We start from the raw sequence: 23,793 nt of genomic DNA, 5'->3' as shown, positions 1-23,793 counted from the left end.
CCCCTCACGCAGGGAGGGGCGGCCACGCTGGTTCTTCGTCGTCAGCGCGGCGGGCTGAGAAGCAGCCTCGATCGCATACCTTAAGAATAGCGCAACGGCAACCCGGCCAAGGTGGGTTGAGACATACGCCTCATTTGCCTCTGGACGCCACCCCCCGGTTCCCGGTTGGATGGGTTACCCGCACGTAAAGTATGCGACCGAGTCCCGGGAGAGAGACACCATGCTCAACCTGTCCGTGCTGATCGAAGACGCCGCGCGAGAGACCCCTGACCGGGACGCCCTGGTCTTCGGCGAGATGCGGCTGTCGTACTCCTTCGTCAACACGGTCGCCAACCAGGTCGCCAACCTGCTGGTCTCCTGGGGCATCCAGCCGGGCGACAAGGTCGCGATCTCCTGCCCGAACCTGCCCTACTTCCCGATGGTCTACTTCGGGATCCTCAAGGCCGGCGCGGTCGTCGTCCCGCTGAACGTCCTCCTCAAGCCCCGCGAGGTCGCCTACCACCTCGGCGACTCCGACGCCAGGGCGCTCTTCTGCTTCGAGGGCACCCCCGAGCTGCCGATCGGCGAGGCCGGGTACGCCGGCTACCAGCAGGCCGACGGCTGCGAGCGCTTCGTGGTCCTGCCGGCGAACCCGGCCGCCACCGAGACCCCCTTCGACGGCGCGGAGCTGTTCTGGGCGGCGCTGAACGGGCAGCCCGGCACCTTCGAGTCGGTCGCCACCGAGCCGACCGACACCGCCGTGGTGCTCTACACCTCCGGCACCACCGGGCAGCCCAAGGGCGCCGAGCTCTCGCACGGCAACATGATGATGAACGCGATGGTCTCCGACGGCCTGTTCTCCCGGACCCTGCACGACACCTTCATGGTGACGCTGCCGCTGTTCCACATCTTCGGCCAGACCTGCGTGATGAACACCGGCATCTACCGCCGCGCCACGCTCGCGCTGGTGCCGCGGTTCGAGGTCAAGGCGGCCGTCGAGCTGATGGTCAAGGAGAAGGTCAACATGTTCGCCGGCGTGCCGACCATGTGGTGGGCGCTGCTGATGGACGACACCTCCGAGGACGACGTCAAGGAGATCACCGCCAACCTGCGGGTGGCCGTCTCCGGTGGCGCCGCGCTGCCGCTGGAGATCCTCAAGGGCGTCAAGAACAAGTTCGGGGTGGACGTCCTGGAGGGCTACGGCCTGTCGGAGACCTCCCCGGTGGCGTCGTTCAACCGCCCTGACCGGCCCACCAAGCCCGGCTCGATCGGCCTGCCGATCTGGGGCGTCGAGATGAAGCTGATCGACGACGAGTGGAACACCGTCGAGGGCGAGGGCCCCGGTGAGATCGCCATCCGCGGCCACAACATCATGAAGGGCTACTACAAGCGGCCCGAGGCCACCGCCGAGGCGATCAAGGACGGCTGGTTCCGCACCGGCGACCTGGCCCGCCGCGACGACGAGGGCTACTACTTCATCGTCGACCGCTCCAAGGACATGATCATCCGCGGCGGCTACAACGTCTACCCGCGCGAGGTCGAAGAGGTCCTCATGACCCACCCGGCCGTCTCGCTGGCCGCGGTCGTGGGCGTCCCGCACGACAGCCACGGCGAGGAGATCAAGGCGTACGTCATCCGCAAGCCCGGCGCCGAGGTCACCGAGGCGGAGCTGGTCGCCTGGGGCAAGGAGCAGTTCGCCAACTACAAGTACCCGCGGATCGTGGAGTTCCGCGACGAGCTGCCGATGACCGCCAGCGGCAAGATCCTCAAGCGCGAGCTGCGCTAGGACCCGTGAGGAAGGGCCCCTCCCGGCGGGAGGGGCCCTTTCCCCTGTTCAGCCCCTGATGAGGTCGGCGGCCTTCTCGGCGATCATGACGGCGGGGGCGTGGGTGTGGCCGCGGATGATCCGCGGCATGACCGAGGCGTCGGCGACGCGCAGGCCGCGCACGCCGCGCACGCGCAGCTCGGGATCGACGACCGAGGTCTCCTCGATGCCCATGCGGCAGGTACCGACCGGGTGGTAGAGGGTCTCGCAGTTCTCCCTGACGTGCTTCTCCAGCAGTTCGTCGTCGGCGGCGCCGGGGTAGGGCGGGTAGTTCTCCGCGGCGTACGGGCGGAGCGCCTCGGTGTCCAGCAGCCTCTCGGCCTCGCGGATGCCGTGGACCAGGCGCTTGAGGTCGCTCTCCCCGGTCAGGTAGGCGGCGTCGATCAGGGGAGGGTCGGCCGGGTCGGCCGAGGCCAGGCGCAGGGAGCCGACGCTGTCGGGCTGCAGCAGGATGACGCCGATGGTGATGCCCTCGTCCTTGGCGGCGTCCCTGTCCAGGCCGTGCCGGATGAACGGGACGGGCGCGAAGATCAGCTCCAGGTCCGCCGCGGGCAGCGCCGGATCGCTGCGCAGGAACGCCACGGCCTCGCCCACGTTCGTGGTGAACGGGCCTTTGCGCAGGGTGAGGTACTTCACCAGGTTCGCCGCGGTCTCGGCGCCGGACAGCGTGACCTTCTTCGGGCACCTGCGGAAGACACCGATGGACAGGTGGTCCTGGAGCCCCTGCCCGACGGCCGGGAGCGGATGGGCCACGCCGATGCCGTGCTCGGCCAGGTGCTCGGGATCCCCGATGCCCGAGAGCATCAGCAGGTGCGGGGAACCGACGGTCCCGGCGCAGAGGACGACCTCCCTGACCGCGCGGAGCTCCTGGCCGCCGTGGACGACGCCGGCGGCCCTGCCGTCCTCGACGAGGATGCGGGAGACCTGCACGTCGGTGATGACGGTGAGGTTCGGCCGGTGCAGGACGGGTTTGAGGAAGGCGTCGTAGGTGCTCCAGCGGCGGCCCTTCTTCTGCGTGACGGGCGTCTGGGCGTACCCCTCGTTCGACGGGCCGTTCAGCTCGTCCAGCCTGCGGTATCCCGACTCGTCGCAGGCCTTCAGGAACGCCTTGGTGGTGACGTTCGGGTCGCGCAGCTCCTCGATGTGCAGCGGGCCCTCGGTGCCGTAGACGCCGCCCGCGTTGGATCCGACGCGGCGTTCGGCCTTCCGGAAGTACGGGAGGACCTCGTCGTACGACCAGCCCGGGACCTCCCAGCCGTCGTAGTCCTCCCTGGTGCCGCGCACCCACATCATCGCGTTGATGCTGGAGGAGCCGCCCAGGACGCGTCCGCGCGGCCAGTACAGCTCGCGTCCGGCCAGCGCCTCCTGCCCGACGGTGGAGAAGTCCCAGTCCGCCTCGGTCCGGAAGAGCTTGGGGAAGGCCGCCGGGACCTGGAACTCCCTCCTGTCGTCCTGCCCTCCGGCCTCGATCAGGGCGACGGTGACGCCGGGGTCCTCCGACAGCCGTGCGGCCAGGGCGCAGCCCGCCGAACCGGCTCCGACGATCACGTAGTCGTACTGCACAGTGCTCCTCCGGGGCATGGCGCGGGATCTTCCCCGGACTATCCCGCCTTCCCGGAGGAGCTGTCCAGCATCCGGACGTCAGATCTTCGCCCACGCCTCGGTGAGGACCGAACGCAGCTTCTGCTCGATCTCCTCGAAGTGCTCGGGGCCGCAGATCAGCGGCGGGCTGAGCTGGATGACGGGGTCGCCGCGGTCGTCGGCGCGGCAGTACAGGCCGGAGTCGTAGAGCGCCTTGGACAGGAACCCGCGCAGCAGCCGCTCTGACTCCTCGGCGTCGAAGGTCTCCTTGGTGGCCTTGTCCTTGACGAGCTCGATGCCGTAGAAGTAGCCGTCGCCCCGCACGTCGCCGACAATCGGCAGGTCGAGCAGCTTCTCCAGGGTGGCGCGGAAGACGCTCTCGTTGCGCCGGACGTTGCCCAGCAGGTCCTCGCGCTCGAACAGGTCGAGGTTGGCCAGGGCGACCGCCGACGAGACGGGGTGCCCGCCGAAGGTGTAGCCGTGGGCGAACATCGTCTCGCCCGTCTTGAAGGGCTCGAACAGCCGGTCGCTGACGAGCATCGCGCCGAGCGGCGAGTAGCCGGAGGTCAGGCCCTTGGCGGTGGTGATGATGTCGGGCTGGTAGCCGTACTTCTGCGCGCCGAACATGGTGCCCAGGCGCCCGTAGGCGCAGATGACCTCGTCGGAGACCAGCAGCACGTCGTACCTGTCGCAGATCTCGCGGACCCGCTGGAAGTAGCCGGGCGGCGGCGGGAAGCAGCCGCCCGCGTTCTGGACGGGCTCGACGAAGAACGCCGCGACGGTGTCGGGGCCCTCGAAGAGGATGGCCTCCTCGATGCGGTCGGCGGCCCAGCGGCCGAAGGCCTCGGCGTCGTCGGAGTGCACGGGGGCCCGGTAGTGGTTGGTGTTGGGCACCCGGAAGGTGGAGGGCACCAGCGGTTCGTAGGGCGCCTTGAACGCCGGCACGCCGGTGATCGACAGCGCGCCCTGGGTGGTGCCGTGGTAGGCGGTGGCCCGGCTCAGCACCTTGTGCTTGCCCGGTTTGCCGGTGAGCTTGAAGTAGTGCTTGGCCAGCTTCCACGCCGACTCGACGGCCTCGCCGCCGCCGGTGGTGAAGAAGACGCGGTTCAGGTCGCCGGGGGCCGCGGCGGCCAGCCGCTCGCCCAGCTCGATGGCCTTGGGGTGGGCGTAGGACCACAGCGGGAAGAAGGCCAGTTCGGAGGCCTGCTCGGCGCCGGCCCTGGCGAGCTCGGCGCGGCCGTGCCCCGCCTGCACCACGAACAGGCCGGAGAGGCCGTCGAAGTACTTCCTGCCCTTGTCGTCGTAGATGTAGGCGCCGTCACCCCGGACGATCACCGGCACCTCGCCGCCGTTCTCGTAGGTCGAGTGGCGGGTGAAGTGCAGCCACAGGTGATCCCTGGCCGCTGCCTGTGGGTCGTTCATCACAGCTACCCCAATACGATCAGGACGACTTATTTCGCGGTCTTAACCCGCTCGAAACACTGAAACACGCAGAATCTCTGCTTTCACCAACGATATCCGAAGGCTCTCGCGGGTGCGAGACCCCGCCGGGGCACTCCGGCCCCGCCCCGCGGAGGTAGCGTCACCGCCATGAGCGAGATCACCACGATCCAGGCGAACGGGCTGGAGTTCGGCTGCCTGACGGCCGGCCCCTCCAGCGGGCCGCTGGCCCTGCTGCTCCACGGCTTCCCCGACACCCCGCACAGCTGGCGGCACCTGAGCGCCGCCCTGGCCGGGCGCGGCTACCGGGTGGCCGCCCCCTACATGCGCGGGTACGCGCCCACCTCCCTGCCCGCGGACGGCGCCTACCAGACCGGCGCGCTGGCCGCGGACGCCAACGCGCTGCACGAGGCCCTGGGCGGAGACGGGTCGGCCGTCCTCATCGGGCACGACTGGGGGGCGGCCGCCGCGTACGGGGCCCTGGCCGCCGAGCCCGGACGCTGGCGGCGGGCGGTGACGATGGCCCTGCCGCCGATCAACGCGCTGCTGGAGGGCTTCTTCTCCTACGAGCAGCTCAAGCGGTCGTTCTACATCTTCCTCTTCCAGACGCCGCTGGCGGAGACGGCACTGGACGAGGGGTTCCTGACGGGACTGTGGCGGGACTGGTCGCCGGGGCACGAAGAGGACCTCTCCCCCGTCATGGCGGCGCTGGGAACGCCCGAGAACAGGGCGGCGGCCATCGGCTACTACCGGGCGATGCTCGACGCGACGCACCACCTGCCGCGCTACGCCGCCGAGCAGGAGGCCGCCGGCTCGGTCGGCACCGTCCCGCTCCTCTATCTGCACGGGGCCGACGACGGGTGCCTGGGCGCGGACGTGGTCGGCCTGGACGGCGGGCTGCTGAAACACCTGCCGCCCGGTTCAAAGGCGCAGGTCATCGCGGACGCCGGACACTTCCTGCAGGTGGAGCGGCCGGCCGAGGTCAACGCGGCGGTGCTCGACTGGCTGTGATCCAGGTTACATACAGCGTACGTCAGATCTTTGGCATGATGACGTAACCGAATGTTGTTCTAGTGAGGATCGGGACATGCTCGAAGTCGACGAGATCAACCTGACCGACTGGTCGTTCTGGCAGCGGCCGTTCGCCGAACGGAACGAGGCATTCCGGCGGCTGCGCGAGCACCCCACGCTGGTCACGTTCGAAGAGCCGAAGATCGAGATCATGCCGCAGGGCCCCGGCTACAAGGCCGTGGTCACCCACGCCGACCTCGTCGAGGCCTCGCGGCGCCCCCAGGACTTCTGCTCCGGCAAGGGCTCGATCAGCATCCCCGACATGCCGGGCGACGTCCACGAGTACTTCGGCTCCATGATCGTCATGGACGACCCGCGGCACGCCAAGATCCGGCGCATCGTCTCCCGCGCCTTCTCCCCGCGGGTGATGATGCAGCGGTTCGAGGACCAGATCCACACCGTCGCCGAGGAGATCATCGCCGACCTCAAGGCCGGCAAGGGCACCGGCGACTTCGTCCTCGACGTCGCCGCCCGGCTCCCGCTGCAGATCATCTGCAAGATGATGGCCATCCCGGAGTCCGCGTACGGGACCGTCTTCGACGCCTCCAACGTCATCCTGGCCGGCAACGACCCCGAGTACCTGCCGACGGGCGACCCCATGGGCATGCTCACCAAGCTCATGGAGGCCGGCGAGTCCCTGCAGAACCTGGTGCAGGAACTGGCCCGCGAGCGCAGGGGCGGCGACGGCGACGACCTGGTCTCCCAGCTCATCAACGCCAACATCGACGGCGAGTCGCTGACCGACCAGGAGATGGGCTCCTTCTTCATCCTGCTGGCCGTCGCGGGCAACGAGACCACCCGCAACGCCATCGCGCACGGGCTGCACCTGTTCACCGCCTTCCCCGAGCAGCGGGCCCTCCTGCTGAGCGACTACGACGGCCGCGTCTCCGGCGCGATCGAGGAGATCGTGCGGTTCGTCTCCCCGGTGATCTGGATGCGCCGCACCGCCACCCGCGACACCACGCTGAACGGGCACGAGATCAAGGAGGGCGAGAAGCTCGTCCTCTACTACAACTCGGCGAACCGCGACGAGTCGGTCTTCACCGACCCCGACAGGTTCGACATCACCCGTTCCCCGAACCCGCACGTCGGCTTCGGCGGCCCCGGCCCGCACTTCTGCCTGGGCGCCCACCTGGCCCGCCAGGAGGTCAACGTGATGTTCCAGCGCCTGTTCACCGAGTTCCCCGAGATCAAGGCCGGCACCCCCGACCGGCTCTTCTCCAACTTCATCAACGGCATCAAGCACCTGCCCTACACCCTCTCCTGACCGGGCCGTCCCCACCGCCCGCCGTCTCCGCCCACCACCATCACCACCCGCCGTCTCCGCCCACCGCCCGCCACCGGGCGGGCCCGCTGGGGTCGGCGCTGGAAAGCCGCCCTGGGCGCCTTCGACCTCGCCTTCGACGGCCGCCTCACCCGCGACCATCACTGAACAGCGACAACAACCTGTCCCGCCATTCGCTCAACAGACCCCCGCCGCCCGCCGCCGGCTCGGCCGACGGCGGGCGGTGGGGCGGTGGGCGGTGCCTTCTCCGCTCCGGCCGACTCACAGGCCGAGGTCGGTGAGGGCCCTCTCGCGCCAGAGCGGGGAGGGCCGGGAACCGGGGGCGGTGACGGTGAGGTGGGCGGGACGGCCCGGGAAGCCGGGATCGAGGCGGAGGGACAGGCGGGTGCGGGCCCTGCCGTGCGGGCAGCGGGCCAGGGCCGCGCCCAGGTCGGCCGCGGTCACCGCGAGGCCGGCGGGGAACTCGCGGAAGGCCGGGATCGGGGGGCGGGCCAGCGCCGCCCAGTGCTCGCGCAGCAGGCGCTGGGCGAGGGCGAGCAGGACCTCCGTCCAGCCGGATCGTTGCCGAGAGGTGATACGCCGGACCCTGAGCTCGGGGAGGCCGAAGATCCGCAGGCCCCTGGTGCACAGGGTCCAGGAGCGGCGCGGCGCCGGGTCGGGCAGGCCCGCGACCGAGAGCCATTCGGCGGCCGCGAAACCCTCCGGCACGTCGAAGGGGTCGGGCGGCCGGGCCCAGGGCTCGAGGTCGGCGGTGGCGGCGTCGACGAGGACCCCGCCGGTGCGCTCGGCCAGGTCGTAGGCGACGGACGCGGCGACGGTGAGGTGGTCGGGCGGCCAGGCCGCCGGCCCCGTGGCGGTGACCCGCAGATGCCTTCCGGCCTCGCGCAGCCGCCTGACGACCGGGTTGTCGTGCTCCAGACCGCACCGGGCGCACCGGGGGCACTCACCCGCCTGGACCAGCCAGGGCAGCGGCGGCTCCCGCCCGTCGACGACATCGACCAGCGCTAACGTCCCCGCCCCCGGCTCCGGCGGGATCCACAGCGGAGCCGCGACCAGATACACGGCGTGGACCACCTCGGGCACCGGCAGGATCAGCGTCTTCGTCATACCGGCAAGCTAGGTCCGCCCACCGACATTCCCCGCGTCCCCTCCCCGCCTCCTGTGGACAGTCCCCCGAGCAGCCGACGCACGCCTCCCCGAAGAACACCCAGCGCCCAACCGACCGCCACCGAGCACACGGTTTCTCGTGGAGCGATCGACCATGGGCGGCGTGCCGACGGGCGTACGACTTCCCAGAGAACAACCAGCGCACACAACGCACAGCCAGCCACAACCAGACCACCGAGCACACGGCTCCTCGTGAAGCGGTCGACACGCGACCGACCACAGGCGGCAAGCCGACAGGCGCACGACTTCCCAGCGGACAACCGGCACGCACAATGCGCAATCGGCCGCAACCAGACCGCCACCGGGCACACGGCTCTTCGTGGAGTGAGTGGTCGGCGCGCGGGGGTGTGCCGACGGGCGCACGCCTGCCGTGGGCAGGAGGGCGGGTGGCGGACCGTCGGCCGCCGCCCGCCCTCGTGTTCCGGGTCAGATGCCCCAGGCGGCGCGCAACGGCATCCCCGACTCCTTGGAGGCGGGGAGCTTCACGCCCAGGATCTGGTGCAGCTGCACCATGTTCTGCTCGAAGCCGAGCCGGCAGCCGGCCATGTAGAGCCGCCAGACCCGGGCCGTCTCCGAGCCGACCTCGGCGACCGCGTCGTCCCAGTGCGCGTCCAGGTTGCGGCACCAGTCGCGCAGGGTCATCGCGTAGTGCTCGCGGAGGTTCTCCTCGTGCCGGATCTCGAAACCCTGGTCGTTCATCTGGGTGAGGAGGAAGCCGGGGCCCTCCAGCTCCCCGTCGGGGAAGACGTACCGGTTGATGAAGCCGTCCGGGCGGATCGACTCCTGGGTGTTGTCGGGCCGGGTGATGCAGTGGTTGAGCAGCCGCCCGCCCGGCTTGAGCTTGCGGTGCAGGAACTGGAAGTAGCCGGGGATGTTCGCCTGCCCGATGTGCTCGGTCAGGCCGATCGAGCTGACCGCGTCGAACCCGGCCTCGGGCACGTCCCGGTAGTCCAGGTGGCGCACCTCGGCCAGCCCGCTCAGCCCTGCCTCGGCGATGGCCTTCTGCGCCCACTCGGCCTGCTGCTTGGACAGGGTCACGCCCAGTGCCCTGACCCCGTACTCGCGGGCGGCGTGCATGACCATGCCGCCCCAGCCGCAGCCGATGTCCAGCAGGCGCATGCCCGGCTCCAGGCCGAGTTTGCGCGCCACCAGGTCGAACTTGGCGCTCTGCGCCTCCTCGAGGGTGGTCTCCAGGGTGGGGTAGAGGGCGCACGTGTAGGCCATGGAGGGGCCCAGCACCCAGGCGTAGAAGGTGTTGGAGACGTCGTAGTGGTGGCTGATGGCCTTGGCGTCGCGTTTCTTGCTGTGCCGCCGCAGCCGTCCCGCCCCGCGCACCTCGACGGAGGGCGGGGGCATCCTGGTGGCGGCGGCGGCCCGCAGCAGCGGGTCGTCCGCGACGCTCGCGAGCACCTTCAGCCGGTCGGTGACGGTGAGCCCGCTCAGCGTGCGGGAGAGCCGGCTCAAGGTGGTGTACATGTCGCCGTACACCTCGATGTGCCCGGCCACGTAGGCGCGGGCCAGACCGAGGAGGCCGGGTGAGCGGACCAGGTAGGACACCGCGTAGGGCGACCTGATCTCGATCCGGACGTCGGCGTCGGAGCTGCCGGCGCGGCTGCCGTCGTAGGCCGCGAACTCGACCGGAACGGTCTCCCCGTGTGTCACTTTCTCGAAGACTTCAGCCAGGGTCATGTGCCCCTCACACACTTTTCGTAGAGATCATACAAACGGCGCTCGGGGTCGTATTCGTCCTTGAGCGCCTGATAGGTGGCACCGTCGTAGTGCCGCCAGAATTCATCGCGCGTATAGAAAGAGGTGGAATAGAGGGATTTGTGACCATCCAGCGCGTCCACCACACGTTCGATACGGCGGTTGTGGTGGTCGGGCAACTTTCCCGGCTGCTGGGGGACGGTCCCCCAGAAGCCGACGTTGACATAGCTGCGGCCGGGTTCCAACGGGTACAGCGGCCACTTCTCCCTCGCCTTGAGCGGGCAGAGCCAGACCGGGCTCATGCCGATCTCCTCGTGGAAGAACTCCAGGAACTCCGGCAGCCGCTCGGTGGGGACCTCGATGTCCTGGATGACGTCCTCCCGCGGCGGCCTGCCCGTCCAGCGGTCGATCCGCGCGGTGAGGTGGGTGCGCTTGTCCAGCGCGACGAGCCTGCGGTAGACGTCGGAGCGCTTGCGGGAGTCCGGCCACATCCGGCGCACCCAGGGGCGCTGCAGCCCGAAGGCGCCCGAGCACCAGAACCAGTCGGTGTCCCAGCGCCACAGGTAGTCGTGCACGGTCAGGAAGTCGATCGAACGCTCCTGGACGGAGCGGAAGTAGATCCGCTGCCCGGTGTAGTCCGACAGGTAGGGCGCGCTGTCGGTGAACGTGCCCACCGTCAGGTAGACCTCGTCCGGCCCGAACACCGTGCCGTCCAGGAAGTCGGCGTCCTCGATCTCCAGGATGGCCCGCGACGCCTCGGCGGCGTCGGAGAACCGCAGGTGTCTCAGCTTCACGAACGGCTTCACCGGGATGAGGTCGATCGTGAGCTTCAGCGCGTACCCGAGCGTTCCGTAGGAGTTGGGGAAGCCGTAGAAGAGGTCGGCGTGCTCGTTGTCGCGGCGGGCGGTGACGATCCGGCCGTCCCCGGTGAGGACGTCCATCTCCCGGACGGCCTCGTGCGGCAGGCCCAGCCGGAACGACGTCGACTCGATGCCCAGGCCCGTGACGGCCCCGCCCAGGGTGATGGTCTTCAGCTGCGGGACCACCGTCGGCATCATGCCGTGGCGCAGCGTCTCGGCCACCAGGTCCTCGTAGGTGGTCATCCCCTGGACGACGGCGGTGTCGCCGCGCACCTCCAGCACCCTGTCGAACCCGCCCACGTCCAGGCCCGGCGCGGCCGGGGCGTCCCGGAAACGGAACAGGTTCGAGGTCGTCTTGGCCAGCCGCACCGGAGAGCCCGGCGGGATCGCGGAATAGGACGCGCGCAGCGCGGCGACCGCCTCGTCATGTGAGGATCCGACTATGAGCATGGGTGCCTCCCCCTCCGATCTTCACATCCGCCGGTGAGCGCAAACCTGTCTCCCCAGAAAAGATCTACGCTCATTTGGCGCCTCTCGCCACCGGCAATTAATGCCAGACTCCGTTCTATTACGGGCAGGACATAAGGACAATACGCCCGGTGGCGACGGTGTTCAGGTGGTGGAGCGCTCCCGGTACTGCCGGCCGGACTCGACGGGGGTCCCGGCCAGCAGTTCGCTGACCGTCACGAACCGGTAGCCGCGTTCGGCCAGCCCCGCCAGGATCTCCGGCACCGCCTCGATGCTGCTCAGGTGGATGTCGTGCAGCAGGACGATGTCGCCCGGCCCGGTCTGTTCGAGCACCCTGCGCCTGACCTGGACGGAGTCGCGGTCCTTCCAGTCGAGCGGGTCCACCGCCCACATGATCTCGGCCAGGCCCAGCTCCCGCGCCACCGCGGCGACGCGCTCGTTGGTCGCGCCGTAGGGGGGGCGCATCAGGGTCGTGTCGCGGCCGGTGTGCGTCTTGATGGCCGCCTGGGTCCTGCCGAGTTCCGCGCGGACCCCGTCCGGGGAGAGCGCGGCGAGGCTGGTGTGGCTCCAGCTGTGGTTGCCGATCTCGTGGCCCTCCATCAGCTCCCTGCGCAGGATGTCCGGGTTCTCCTCGACCATCCGGCCCACCACGAAGAAGGTGGCCTTCACCCCGTACCGGGCCAGGATGCGCAGCAGCAGCTCGGTCTCCTTCGCCGGACCGTCGTCGAAGGTGAGCGCCACGCACTTGAGCACCGCGCAGTTCGTCCTGGTGTACTCCGGCCGCAGCCCGCGGCGGACGTCCGGATCCGGCTCCTTCAACGACACCGGCAACGGTGCCGACGACGCGGTCTCGGCCGCGTGCATCGGCTTGACGTTCCCCGCTGAACCGCCGCAGGCCACCAGAGTCCCGATAAGCCCGGCCATCAGCACGATCCGCCGCATCGCTCCCCCCGAACCCTCGGAAACGATAGGGACATGCCCTGGCATACACCCTTGGGAACCAGATGCCGGATATCTTCGTTATCGTTTTCCCTCCCCTTTTCCCCCACAGGATGGTCGGAATCAGGATGAAGTTCTGGGACCGTTTCGGACTTCGCCGCCACCGCGGGGCGTCGATCCAGCGATTCGACCGGGAAGCGACGAACTCCGACCTCAAGGCGCTCATCGCCTTCGCCAAGGACCGGCAGGGTGTGGAGTTCTACGTCGAACCCGAGACCTTCGCCACCGACACCACCGCGGTCGCGATCGCCCACGACGGCGAGTGGATCCGGCGCCGGGTCGGCGCGCCCGCGGTCATCGCCAAGGTGGCGCGGGATCTGAAACTGCCGGTCTACGACGTACAAATCACTGGATATCCCAAACGAATGCGCGAATGGAACGAACGTAACAAACACCAGCGCGGGTCGCTCTGAGCCGGCCGTCCGCAGGCAGAACGCGCCCGACGGCGAGCCGCCCGCGGCCGAGCACGCCGCACTGTCCACAGGGACTCCTGCGAGCCCTCGTGATCCGTGAAAACGTCGGGCCATGAACGATTCACGGCTCGGTGGTCCGCGGCGGGGCTCCTCCCCGCTGGTCATCCGCGACGCGGCGGACCTGGTCTCGGCGGTGCCCTACATGCTGGGCTTCCACCCGTCCGACAGCCTGGTGGCGATCGGCTGCGGCGGTCCGCGCGGCTCCTGCGCGCTGCGGTACGACCTGTCCCTTCCACCCCCGGCCGCCCTGCATCTGGCCGAGGTGCTGGCCTTCCACGACTTCAAGACCGCGATGCTCGTCGGCTACGGACCACGGGAACAGGTGGCTCCATCGGTCGAGCTGGCCGTCCGGGCGCTGCGGGGCGCCGGGATCCCCGTGCACGAGACGGTGCGCGTCCACGAGGGGCGCTTCTGGCCGGACTCGTTCGACGAAGGCGAGGGCAGCCCGCTCACCGCCACCCCGCTGGCGGCGCAGGCCGTGCTCGACGGGCTGGTCGCGCTGCCCGGACGGGAGTGCCTCGCGGCGACCATCGCCCCGCTGCCCGATCCCGTACGGGCGCTGGCCCTGCGCGAGACCGCCGGAATCGGCGGGGAGGTGGCGGTGGCCGAGGGCCTCGCGCTGGTGCGCACGCTCGCCGCGGAGCTGGAACGGGGTGATCCGCCGCCCTCGGTGCCGCGGATCGCCCGCCTCACCGTGGCCCTGGGTGCGATCCGGGTGCGGGACGAGGCCTGGGTGCGCATCGACCCCGGCGCGATCCCGGAGCACCTGGAGTTCTGGCGCCACGTCCTGCGGCGCACCGCGCCCCCGCTCCTGGCGGCGCCCGCCTCCCTGTTCGCCTACTGCGCCCTCCTGTCCGGTGAGGGCGGGCTCGCCAACCTCGCCCTCGACCTGGCCCTGGAAGCCGACCCGGCCTACTCCATGGCCCTGCTGCTCCGCCAGGCCATCGTCTCCGGCATGCACCCCTCGTCGATCACGATCGGCCTGACGCCCCGAGAGCTCGCCGACTCCTACCGAGACCCTCCCGAACTGCGCGCCGGCCTCTCCGAGGAGCACCCGCCTCCGGCCGCGGCCCGGCGGCGTCCGGGCTCGACCAGGACCGGACAAGCGGAAGAAACGGGAGGTAGAGAGGCAAATACGGACTTTGCGTGACCTGGGTCATAGAGTGCTCGGCGTGAATGTCATGCGTCGATGGCCCCGGCCGCTCCGCTGGGGCGCCCGGGTCCTTGCCCTCCTGCTCGTGCTCGCCCTCGTGGCCTCCCTCTGGGTGGTGTGGACCGTCCGCCGGTCCTTCCCCGACTACGGCGGGGAGGTCCGGCTGGCGGGGCTGAGCGCCCCGGTCACCGTCCACCGGGACGCACACGGAGTGCCGCAGATCTACGCCGACACCCCCGAGGACCTCTTCAAGGCGCAGGGCTACGTCACGGCGCAGGACAGGTTCTGGGAGATGGACTTCCGGCGCCACGTCACGTCCGGCCGGCTGTCGGAGCTGTTCGGCGAGACCACCCTGGAGACCGACAAGGTGGTGCGGACCCTGGGCTGGCGGCGTGTCGCCGAGCAGGAGCTCACCCTTCTGGAGCCGGAGACCGTCCGGCTGCTGGACGCCTACGCCGCGGGTGTGAACGCCTGGCTCGACGAGCACCCCGACACCTCCGACCAGTCCCTGGAGTACGCCGTCCTGGGGATCCAGCGCAGCGGCTACCGGCCCGAGCGCTGGAGCCCCGCCGACTCGGTGGCCTGGCTCAAGGCGATGGCCTGGGACCTGCGCTCCAACATGGACGACGAGCTCGGCCGCGCCCTGGCCGGCACCGCGCTCCCCGCCGAGCGGGTCGACCGGCTCTACCCCGCCTATGACGACGAGCGCATGCCCGTCATCGTGGGAGACACCGAGAAATCCGGCGACCGGCCCTCCGGCACGCCGGTGCAGGCACCCGCCCGCGCGCTGAGCAGCGTGCTGGAGACGATCCAGGCGATGCCGGAGATGCTCGGCAACGGCGCCCCGGAGATCGGCTCCAACTCCTGGGTCGTCTCCGGTTCGCGCACCGCCACCGGCAAGCCGCTGCTGGCCAACGACCCGCACCTGGCCCCGCAGATGCCGTCGGTCTGGTACCAGGCCGGACTGCACTGCCGGAAGGTCACCGCCGAGTGCCCCTACGACGTCACCGGATTCACCTTCTCCGGGCTGCCCGGCGTCGTCATCGGGCACAACCACCGCGTCGCCTGGGGCTTCACCAACCTCGGCCCCGACGTCACCGACCTGTACGTGGAGCGGATCGACGGGCAGAACGCCGAGTACAAGGGCGAGAAGGAGCCGCTGCAGGTCCGTGAGGAGACCATCAAGGTCGCCGGTGGCCAGGACGTCCGGCTCCCGGTCCGCGCCACCCGGCACGGCCCGATCATCTCCGACGTGCTGGAGGACTCCGCGAAGCTCGCCTCCGGCCCCACCGAGGCGATCGCGATGCGCTGGACGGCGCTGGACCCGGGCCGCACCGCCGACGCCGTCTTCCAGATGAACCGCGCGACGGACTGGACGTCCTTCCGCGAGGCCGCCGCCTCGTTCGAGGTGCCCGCGCAGAACCTCGTCTACGCGGACGTCGACGGCAACATCGGCTACCAGGCCCCCGGCCGCATCCCGGTCCGGAGCAAGGGCGACGGCACCCGGCCCGTGCCCGGCTGGGACGGCGAGCACGAATGGACGGGCTTCCTGCCCTACGAGGAGCTCCCGTCGATCCAGAACCCGGAGAAGGGCTACATCGTCACCGCCAACAACGCGGTCGTCGGCTCCTCCTACGAGCACCTGCTCACCAAGGACTGGTCATACGGCTACCGCGCGGCCCGCATCGACGAGCTGCTGAAGGCCGACGGCAAGATCGACGTGACCGGCATGGCGGACGTCCAGCTGGACTCCCGCAACGGCTTCGCCCCCGTTCTCGTCCCGCACCTGCAGCGGGTGGGCGCCGGCCTCAAGGGCGTCGACCTGCTGGACGGCTGGGACTTCACCCAGCCCGTCGACTCGGCCGCCGCCGCGTTCTACAACGCCGCCTGGCGCCACCTGGTCCTGCTCACCTTCAACGACGACCTCCCCGAAGGCGCCCGCCCCGACGGCGGCGACCGCTGGTTCGAGGTCGTCCGCTCCCTCCTGGAGGACCCCGCCGACCCCTACTGGGACGACATCACCACGCCGGACGAAGAGGACCGCGACACCATCCTCAAGTCCGCCCTCCGCAAGGCCGCCGACGAGCTCACCGACCTGCTGGGCGACGCCCCCTCACAGTGGCGCTGGGGCGACCTGCACACCCTCACCGTCACCAACCAGACCTTCGGCACCTCGGGCATCGCCCCCGTCGAACGCCTCTTCAACCGCGGCCCCCTGCACCTGTCCGGCGGCCAGTCCATCGTCAACGCCACCGGCTGGAACGCCCAGGAGGGCTACGGCGTCGACTGGGTCCCCTCCATGCGCATGGTCGTCGACCTCGCCGACTTCGACGCCTCCCGCTACATCAACCTCACCGGCGCCAGCGGCCACGCCTTCACCGACCACTACTGGGACCAGACCTCCCTGTGGGCCGAAGGCAAGACCATCCCCTGGCGCTCCACCCCCGCCGCCATCGAGAAGCACGCCCGCCACACCCTCACCCTGAACCCCTGACCCCCGGCGCCCCCGCCCCAGGCGGGGGCGCCCCAGAAAGCACAAAACGGCACCAGCCGTCCCCTGCTCTGCCGACCTCTCCATCGGCCGCCCTGCTACCTCGATGACCGTCCCGTCACCCCTGAGCGCAACGGCGCCAACCGTCCCATCGCTCCGTCGATCGTCCCGCCGTCCCCAGCGCGGCGGGACCGACCTCTGCTCGGGGCTGCGGGGTGGCGGAGGTAGGACCGGGCGATGGGTCCGGCGGGTGGGTGTGGCGGGGTGGTCGGCGGCTCGCCGACGGGGGCCGGGGTGGAACGGGCGGGGTCAGGAGGCGGTGAGGCGGGTGAGGGCGGCTCGGACGACGGACGGGTCGGTGGTGGTCCAGAACGGGGGGAGGGAGGACAGGAGGAAGGAGCCGTAGGTTTTGGTGGACAGGCGGGAGTCGAGGATGGCGACGACGCCCTTGTCGGTGGTGCTGCGCAGGAGGCGGCCGGCGCCCTGGGCGAGGAGGAGGGCGGCGTGGGAGGCGGGGACCTGCATGAAGCCGTTGCCGCCGCGGGCGTCCACGGCGCGCTTACGGGACGAGGAGACGGGGTCGTCGGGGCGGGGGAAGGGGATGCGGTCCATGACGACGAGGGACAGGGACGGGCCGGGAACGTCGACGCCCTGCCAGAGGGACAGGGTGCCGAAGAGGCAGGTCTCGGGTGACTCGGCGAACTGCTTGACCAGCTGGGACGTGGAGTCCTCGCCCTGGCAGAGGACCGGGAAGTCGGTCTCGAGCTCCTCGGCGGCCTGCTTGGCGGCGCGCATCGAGGAGAACAGGCCCAGCGTGCGGCCGCCGGCCGCCTGGATGAGCTCGGCCAGCTCCGCCAGGTACTCCTTGGGCAGCCCGTCGCGGGTGGGGGAGGGCAGATGCCGGGCGATGTACAGGATGCCGCTGCGCGGGTAGTCGAAGGGCGAGCCGACGTCGAGACCCGTCCAGATCAGGGGCTTCTCGTCGTCGGCGGAGGCGCCGCCGTCCTCGGCTGCGGGGACCTGCGGCTCGGGGGCGCCGAGCGGGGGCAGGCCCCACTGGCGGGCGAGCGGCTCGAACGAGCCGCCGAGGGTGAGGGTGGCGGAGGTGAGGACCGTGGTCCGCGTCTTGAACAGGGCCTCGCGCAGCAGTCCGCCGACGGCGATGGGCGCGACGTGAAGGGCGGGCGGCCATTTGCCCTCGAAGGACTTCGACACCCAGACGACGTCCCAGCGATCGGGGATCGGCGCCTCGAACGATGCGAGCATGCGCGCCGCCGTGGTGTGCAGGTCCTCCAGGGAGGTCTTGGCGGCGCGGCGGCCCGCCGAGATCGCCGGGTCGGCCTCCTTCGGCTCGGGGCCGAGCTCGCGCAGGCACTCCTGCGCGTTGTCCCGGATCGCCAGGAGGGTGTTGCCCAGGTGCGAGGGGAGCACGTCCAGCCGGGCGGCGCCCTGCTCCTCCAGCGCGACCCGCAGGTCCTCGCCGAGTTCCTTGAGCCGGTCGGCGGAGCGGTCGGCGATGAGCTTGCCCACCCGCCGCGCCGCCGTCTCCACGGCGTTCGCCGACAGTTCTCCCGAGGCCACCGAGGTGACCCGGTCGACGAGGTCGTGCGCCTCGTCGATGACGACGGCGTCGTGTTCGGGCAGCACCTGGAAGTCCTCGAGCGCGTCGATGGCGAGCATCGCGTGGTTGGTCACCACCAGGTCGGCCTCGGCGGCCTGGGCCCTGGCCTGCTCGGAGAAGCAGGTCTGGGCCTGCGGGCAGCGCTGCCCGCCCAGGCATTCCTTGGCCGTGACCGACACCTGCCGCCACGCCTGCTCCGGGACGCCCGGCACCAGCTCGTCCCGGTCGCCGGTCTGCGTCGTGTCGGCCCATTCGTGCAGCCGCTGCACATGGCGGCCGAGCGCGGAGACCTGCGAGGTGTCGAACAGACCGTCCTCGGGGTCGTCCGGCGCGCCCACCGACAACCGGTTGAGGCACAGGTAGTTGCGCCGTCCCTTGAGGATCGCGTAGTGCAGTTCCCTGCCGAGCAGCGGCTCGAGCGCCGCCGCGAGCCGGGGGAGGTCACGGTCGACGAGCTGCTGCTGCAGCGCGATCGTCGCGGTGGAGACCACGACCGTGGCCCCCTTGTACACGGCATGGCGCACCGCCGGCACCAGGTAGGCCAGCGACTTGCCGGTGCCCGTCCCCGCCTGGACGGCCAGGTGCTCCGCGCGCCGCAGCGCCTGGTCGACGGCCTCGGCCATCTTCGTCTGCCCGGGTCTCTCCCTCCCCCCTACCGCCTCCACCGCCGCGTCCATCAGCTCACTGAGCGGCGGCAGATCCTTCTTGGCGATACGCGGTTGCGGTGCGGGAGAAGACACCCGGCAACCGTACCGGCTCCCACCCACAGAACACTCCGTCATCCACAGCCCCGCCGCCCCCTACTCCCGCCACCAGGCCACGACAGGTTCCCGAACACCCGACACCCCGGCCTCACCTACCGGCACCGCCCCTGCCACCAAACGCGATAGAGCTCCGGCCGGGCGACGGACGGGTCCCTCACCACAACGACGCAGCAGCGTCCCGCCGCCGCCCGCCCAGTCCTCCGCGGCAGTGCGGGCTGGGCACCCGCGGACCCCATCCGATCGGGCTCGTGGGACAGCCCCACCGGTCTCCCCGCGCCATCAGACGCGACAAGGCTCCGGACGGGCAACGGACAGACCCCTCAAGACGCCGACGTTCGATTGCGCGAGGCTTTCCGCACGTCTTCCGGACGCGGCGGGGCTCCGGGCGTACGGGCGACGCGGGGGCCGGCCTCAGACTCGGCGGGTCTCCAGGAAGGTGGCGAGACGGGTGATGGCGTCTTCGAGGACTTCCGCGTGGGGGAGGGTGACGAGGCGGAAGTGGTCGGGACGGGGCCAGTTGAAGCCGGTGCCGTGGACGATGAGGAGTTTCTGCTCTTCCAGGAGGTCGAGGCAGAAGCGCATGTCGTCGGTGATCGGGTGGACGAGCGGGTCGAGGCGGGGGAAGACGTACAGGGCGCCCTTGGGGCGGACGCAGCTCACCCCGGGGATGTCGTTCAGCAGTTTGACGGCGCGGTCGCGCTGCTCCAGGAGGCGTCCGCCGGGGAGGACGAGGTCACGGATGCTCTGGCGGCCGCCCAGCGCCGCCTGGATGGCGTGCTGGGCCGGGGCGTTCGGGCACAACCGCATGTTGGCGATGATCTCGATGCCCTCGATGTAGGCCTGGGCCTCCAGCTTCGGTCCGGACAGCACCACCCAGCCGGAGCGGAACCCGGCCACCCGGTAGGACTTCGACAACCCGCCGAAGGTCAGGCAGAACAGGTCGGGGGCGAGCGCGGCGATCGAGGTGTGCACGGCGCCGTCGTAGAGGATCCGGTCGTAGATCTCGTCCGAGAAGACGATCAGGCCGTGCCGCCGCGCCAGCTCCGCGATGCGCTCCAGCGTCTGGGCCGAGTAGACCGCGCCGGTCGGGTTGTTGGGATTGATGATCACCAGTGCCCGCGTCCGCGGGGTGATCTTGTCCTCCATGTCCTGGAGGGACGGCTGCCACCCGTCCTCCTCGTCGCACAGGTAGTGCACCGGGGTGCCTCCGCTGAGCGACACCGCGGCGGTCCACAGCGGGTAGTCCGGGGCGGGGATCAGCACCTCGTCGCCGTTGTCCAGCAGCGCCTGCATCGTCATGACGATGAGCTCGGAGACCCCGTTGCCCAGGAAGACGTCCTCCACGTCCAGACCGCGGAAGCCCTGCTCCTCGTAGTGCTGCACCACGGCCCGCCGCGCCGACAGCAGCCCCTTGGAGTCGCTGTAGCCGTGCGCCTGGGAGAGGTTGCGGACCACGTCCTGGAGGATCTCCGGCGGCGCCTCGAAACCGAACGGCGCCGGGTTGCCGATGTTGAGCTTGAGCACCCGGTGCCCGGCCTCTTCGAGCTGCTGGGCCCGTTTGAGCACCGGCCCCCGGATCTCGTAGCAGACATTCGCCAGTTTGTCGGACTGTTTCCCCCGCATGACACAACAGTAGTCGTGGCCCGTTCCAGATGTCGCACGGGTTTCCGGGTCCTGTGACCCGCGCAACATACAAGCAGGCTTGATTGCTTGTATGTGATCGACGTACCGTCCAGGCATGTCCACGAGCAGGCGCCGCCACCGCGGACCCGGCGGCCGCACCCAGGCCGAGCGCCGGTCCGCCACCCAGGCCCGGCTGATGGAGGCCACCGCCCAGACCCTCGCCGACCTCGGCTGGGCGGGCCTGTCCACCACCGAGGTCTCCCGGCGCGCCGGGGTCAGCCGGGGAGCCCAGCAGCACCACTACCCGACCAAGATGGAACTGGTCGCCGCAGCCCTGGAGCACCTCCTGAACAGGCTGCGCGACGAGTACCACGACGCCTACGCCCGCCTGCCCGACGAGCAGCGCAACGTCGCCGGAGCACTCGAGCTGTTCTGGAACACGCTCCAGCAGCCGCCGGCGATGGCCCTCCTGGAGCTCGCGCTGGCCGGGCGCACCGACGAAACGCTGCGCGAGATCAGCAACCAGCTCAACAACCGGGTCGTGGAGATCATCAAGGAGGTCTTCCACGAGCTCTTCCCCGAGAGCCTCCCCGAGGAGGCCGTCGACACGCTGATCCGCGCGCTGTTCGCCCTGCTGGTCGGCCTCTCCCTGCAGCACTCCCTGGACGGCGACGCCGACGGCCACCAGCGCGCCGTCCTGGACATGATCAAGACTTTCGCCCAGGACCTCATCCCCCCGGTCTGAAGGAGCAGGAACCATGGCCAAACCCCCCGCCGAGCTCGCCGAAGAAGTCCGCGAGACGGTCAAGGACCGCAAGTCCTACCTGGGCGTCATCGACCGCCTGAACAAGGCCAGCGTGGACAAGCACTGGGAGGCCTACGCGGACATCCCGTGGGACGACCCCGACTACCGGATCGACCAGGACGACCCGCGCTGGATCCTGCCCGCCGACGACCGGCTCGGCTCCACCGCCTGGTACCGGGCCCAGCCCGTCGAGGTCCAGGCCCGGATCGGGTTGTGGCGGGTGGCCACCGCGATGAAGATCGGCCTGCAGTTCGAGAACCTGCTCAAGCGCGGCCTGCTCAACTACGCCTACCGGCTGCCGAACGGCCGCCCGGAGTTCCGGTACGTCTACCACGAGACGACCGAGGAATGTCACCACGGGATGATGTTCCAGGAGTTCGTCAACCGCACCGGGATGCCGATCAAGGGCATGCCGCGGTCGCTCAGCCTGGTCGCCCAGCTCGCCCCGCTGATCCCGCTGGTCTCCACCGAGCTCTTCTTCGTCTTCGTGCTCGGCGGGGAGGACCCGATCGACTACGTGCAGCGCAAGTGGCTCAAGGAGGGGCGCACCAAGCACCCCCTCGAAGAGACCATCATGAAGATCCACATCGCCGAGGAGGCGCGGCACATCTCCTTCGCCCGGCACTTCCTCAAGCACCGGGCGCCGCGGCTGAACCGGGTGCGCCGCCTGGCCCTCGGCCTGTTCACCCCGATCGTGCTGGGGGTGATGGCGCGGATCATGCTCTCCCCGCCCGGCTCGATGATCCGGCACTTCGGCATCCCGCAGGACGTGGTGCGCGAGGCCTACCGCAACGAGGCGGCCCGGGTGGAGCTGCGCAACTGCGTCGCCAAGATCCGCGACCTGATGGGTGAACTGGGCCTGATCAACGGGGTCAACAGGCGGGTCTGGGCCGCCTTCGGCATCTGGGACGAGCCGAAGCAGGCGCGCAAGGCCGCCAAGACCGCAGCGTGAAGCATCTGAGGTGCGTTCTTCCGCCGGGAAGAACGCACCTCTGGCTGTAGTGCTGCCCCAAATCAGCGCCCTAGAATCTAGCGACTTGTCGGCTTGATCAAAATTGGGGCGTCTCATGAGCATCACGATCGTCACCGGAGGCGCTTCGGGAATCGGCCGCTCCCTCGCTGCGAGGCTCGCCGGACGCGGCGACACCGTGATCATCGCCGACATCGACGCCGCGGGAGCCGCCGAGACCGCCGACGACCTGAACGGCCGGTTCCACGGCAAGACCTTCGCCGCCGAGCTCGACGTCACCGACGCCGGCGCCGTCCACGACCTCTACCGGCGGACCGCCCGCGACCACGGCCGGCTCGACCTCGTCTTCAACAACGCCGGCATCGCCGTCGCCGGCCTGGTCGAGGAACTCACCCTCGCCCACTGGGACCGCGCCGTCGACATCAACCTCAAAGGCGTCATCCACGGCGTGGACGCCGCCTACCGGATCATGCTGGAGCAGGGGCACGGCCACATCGTCAACACCGCGTCCCTCGCGGGACTCTTCCCCATGCCGCTCGGCATCCCCTACACCGCGACCAAACACGCAGTCGTCGGCCTGGGCCTGGCCCTGCGCGCCGAAGCCGCCACTCGCGGCATCAAGGTCAGCACCGTCTGCCCCGGTTTCGTCGACACCAGCCTGCTCAAAACAGTCAACGCGGGGCTTCCCGAAACCGGTATGAGCAGCAAACCCGAGGCCTCCGACGAACCCGGCGCCGGCAACCTCTACTCCCCCGACGCCATGGCCGCCGACATCATGAAGGGCGTCGCCCGCAACCGCGCCCTCATCATCGCGCCCGCCACCGGCAGGCTCGCCTGGCGCGTCATGCGGATCAGCCCCAGGCTCGCCGTGCGGCTCGGCCGCTTCGCCGTCAAGGGCTACCGCAAAGAGCACGGCCTGGGCTGACCCGCCCCGCGGCTACCGTGGAGGCATGGAACGCGTACTGGTGAGCAGCTGCCTTCTGGGACGGCCCGTCCGCTACGACGGCCAGGCCAAGACCAGCTCGTCGGACATCCTCGCCCGCTGGCGCGCCGAAGGACGGGTGGTGCCGTTCTGCCCCGAACTCGCCGGCGGTCTCGGCGTACCGCGCCCACCCGCCGAACTCCGGAACGGGCAGGTCGTCACCGTACACGGTGACGACGTCACCGACGCCTTCGTCCAAGGCGCCGAACTCGCCCTCACCGCCGCACGGGAAGCCGAAGCGCGCGTCGCCGTCCTCAAAGAAGGCAGCCCTTCCTGCGGCAGCCGCCAGATCGCGGACGGCACCTTCAGCGGCAACAAGATCCCCGGATCCGGCATCACCACCGCCCTCCTCCGATCCCACGGCATCACCGTCTTCAACGAAGAACAATTCGAAGAGGCGGACGCGCTTCTCCGCGGCTGAACGAAGGGGGAAGGCAGGGGGAGAAAATACCCCTGGAAATGCGGAAAGGCCCCGGACAGAAGTCCGGGGCCTTTCCTGATGTTGATTGCGGCGGTGACCTACTCTCCC

Annotated in this window: 18 protein-coding genes; 10 read left to right on the top strand and 8 right to left on the bottom strand. The window is 70.1% G+C overall.

Annotated features, from left to right (window positions below):
* Positions 1 to 220: 220 nt before the first annotated feature.
* A complete protein-coding gene (locus C2865_RS29515; protein WP_106401897.1) occupies positions 221 to 1,765 on the top strand; it encodes a long-chain-fatty-acid--CoA ligase in 1,545 nt (514 codons plus the stop codon).
* A 48-nt stretch (positions 1,766 to 1,813) separates the two neighbouring features.
* Here C2865_RS29515 and C2865_RS29510 read toward each other — a convergent pair whose 3' ends face one another.
* Positions 1,814 to 3,367 (bottom strand): GMC family oxidoreductase, encoded by a 1,554-nt coding sequence (locus C2865_RS29510; RefSeq protein ID WP_198653707.1) that lies wholly within the window; start codon positions 3,365 to 3,367, stop codon positions 1,814 to 1,816.
* Between the two features lie 78 nt (positions 3,368 to 3,445).
* Positions 3,446 to 4,807 (bottom strand): aspartate aminotransferase family protein, encoded by a 1,362-nt coding sequence (locus C2865_RS29505; protein ID WP_106401895.1) that lies wholly within the window; start codon positions 4,805 to 4,807, stop codon positions 3,446 to 3,448.
* 168 nt (positions 4,808 to 4,975) lie between these two features.
* Here C2865_RS29505 and C2865_RS29500 point away from each other — a divergent pair, with 168 nt between their 5' ends.
* Positions 4,976 to 5,836, top strand: a complete 861-nt coding sequence (locus C2865_RS29500; RefSeq protein ID WP_106401894.1) for an alpha/beta fold hydrolase — start codon at positions 4,976 to 4,978, stop codon at positions 5,834 to 5,836.
* Positions 5,837 to 5,912: 76 nt separating this feature from the next.
* Positions 5,913 to 7,163 (top strand): cytochrome P450, encoded by a 1,251-nt coding sequence (locus tag C2865_RS29495; protein ID WP_106401893.1) that lies wholly within the window; start codon positions 5,913 to 5,915, stop codon positions 7,161 to 7,163.
* Positions 7,164 to 7,442: 279 nt separating this feature from the next.
* On the opposite strand, the gene C2865_RS29490 is transcribed toward C2865_RS29495, so the two are convergent.
* The 4 genes from C2865_RS29490 to C2865_RS29475 all read right to left on the bottom strand — a co-directional run bounded on the left by C2865_RS29490 (position 7,443) and on the right by C2865_RS29475 (position 12,325).
* Complete coding sequence (locus tag C2865_RS29490; protein WP_106401892.1) at positions 7,443 to 8,288, bottom strand: hypothetical protein; 846 nt, start codon at positions 8,286 to 8,288, stop codon at positions 7,443 to 7,445.
* 486 nt (positions 8,289 to 8,774) lie between these two features.
* Complete coding sequence (locus C2865_RS29485) at positions 8,775 to 10,037, bottom strand: class I SAM-dependent methyltransferase (protein WP_106401891.1); 1,263 nt, start codon at positions 10,035 to 10,037, stop codon at positions 8,775 to 8,777.
* The gene (locus C2865_RS29480) at positions 10,034 to 11,365 is read right to left on the bottom strand and encodes an FAD-binding oxidoreductase (protein ID WP_106401890.1); all 1,332 of its coding nucleotides are present in this window, start codon (positions 11,363 to 11,365) and stop codon (positions 10,034 to 10,036) included. The genes C2865_RS29485 and C2865_RS29480 overlap by 4 nt, the downstream gene beginning before the upstream one ends.
* A gap of 162 nt (positions 11,366 to 11,527) precedes the next feature.
* Positions 11,528 to 12,325: a polysaccharide deacetylase family protein gene (locus tag C2865_RS29475; protein ID WP_232835867.1), complete on the bottom strand. Its 798-nt coding sequence runs from the start codon at positions 12,323 to 12,325 to the stop codon at positions 11,528 to 11,530.
* Positions 12,326 to 12,450: 125 nt separating this feature from the next.
* On the opposite strand from C2865_RS29475, the gene C2865_RS29470 reads away from it, so the two are divergent.
* From C2865_RS29470 to C2865_RS29460, 3 genes are all read left to right on the top strand, one after another.
* Complete coding sequence (locus C2865_RS29470) at positions 12,451 to 12,795, top strand: hypothetical protein (RefSeq protein ID WP_106401889.1); 345 nt, start codon at positions 12,451 to 12,453, stop codon at positions 12,793 to 12,795.
* A 112-nt stretch (positions 12,796 to 12,907) separates the two neighbouring features.
* On the top strand, positions 12,908 to 14,005 hold the full coding sequence (locus C2865_RS29465; RefSeq protein ID WP_106401888.1) for a DUF4192 domain-containing protein: 1,098 nt from the start codon (positions 12,908 to 12,910) through the stop codon (positions 14,003 to 14,005).
* A 31-nt stretch (positions 14,006 to 14,036) separates the two neighbouring features.
* Positions 14,037 to 16,502, top strand: a complete 2,466-nt coding sequence (locus tag C2865_RS29460; RefSeq protein ID WP_106401887.1) for a penicillin acylase family protein — start codon at positions 14,037 to 14,039, stop codon at positions 16,500 to 16,502.
* A gap of 306 nt (positions 16,503 to 16,808) precedes the next feature.
* Here the strand turns inward: C2865_RS29460 and C2865_RS29455 are convergent, their stop codons facing one another.
* Positions 16,809 to 18,860: an ATP-dependent DNA helicase gene (locus tag C2865_RS29455; RefSeq protein WP_408608337.1), complete on the bottom strand. Its 2,052-nt coding sequence runs from the start codon at positions 18,858 to 18,860 to the stop codon at positions 16,809 to 16,811.
* Positions 18,861 to 19,295: 435 nt separating this feature from the next.
* Complete coding sequence (locus C2865_RS29450) at positions 19,296 to 20,507, bottom strand: pyridoxal phosphate-dependent aminotransferase (RefSeq protein ID WP_106401885.1); 1,212 nt, start codon at positions 20,505 to 20,507, stop codon at positions 19,296 to 19,298.
* A 115-nt stretch (positions 20,508 to 20,622) separates the two neighbouring features.
* On the opposite strand from C2865_RS29450, the gene C2865_RS29445 reads away from it, so the two are divergent.
* The 4 genes from C2865_RS29445 to C2865_RS29430 all read left to right on the top strand — a co-directional run bounded on the left by C2865_RS29445 (position 20,623) and on the right by C2865_RS29430 (position 23,685).
* Complete coding sequence (locus C2865_RS29445; RefSeq protein ID WP_106401884.1) at positions 20,623 to 21,252, top strand: TetR/AcrR family transcriptional regulator; 630 nt, start codon at positions 20,623 to 20,625, stop codon at positions 21,250 to 21,252.
* 13 nt (positions 21,253 to 21,265) lie between these two features.
* Positions 21,266 to 22,264 carry an AurF N-oxygenase family protein gene (locus C2865_RS29440; protein WP_106401883.1) on the top strand — a complete coding sequence of 333 codons (999 nt, stop codon included), beginning with the start codon at positions 21,266 to 21,268 and terminating at the stop codon, positions 22,262 to 22,264.
* Between the two features lie 115 nt (positions 22,265 to 22,379).
* Entirely contained in the window at positions 22,380 to 23,207 is an 828-nt protein-coding gene (locus C2865_RS29435) for an SDR family NAD(P)-dependent oxidoreductase (RefSeq protein ID WP_106401882.1), read from the top strand.
* 25 nt (positions 23,208 to 23,232) lie between these two features.
* Entirely contained in the window at positions 23,233 to 23,685 is a 453-nt protein-coding gene (locus C2865_RS29430; protein WP_106401881.1) for a 2-thiouracil desulfurase family protein, read from the top strand.
* Positions 23,686 to 23,793 lie beyond the last annotated feature (108 nt).

It is taken from the genome of Actinocorallia populi (assembly GCF_002995495.1).
Taxonomy (GTDB): Bacteria; Actinomycetota; Actinomycetes; order Streptosporangiales; family Streptosporangiaceae; genus Actinocorallia; species Actinocorallia populi.
The sequence above is the reverse complement of the archived record's forward strand: the minus strand, read 5'-3'. Positions and strand labels throughout refer to the sequence as shown.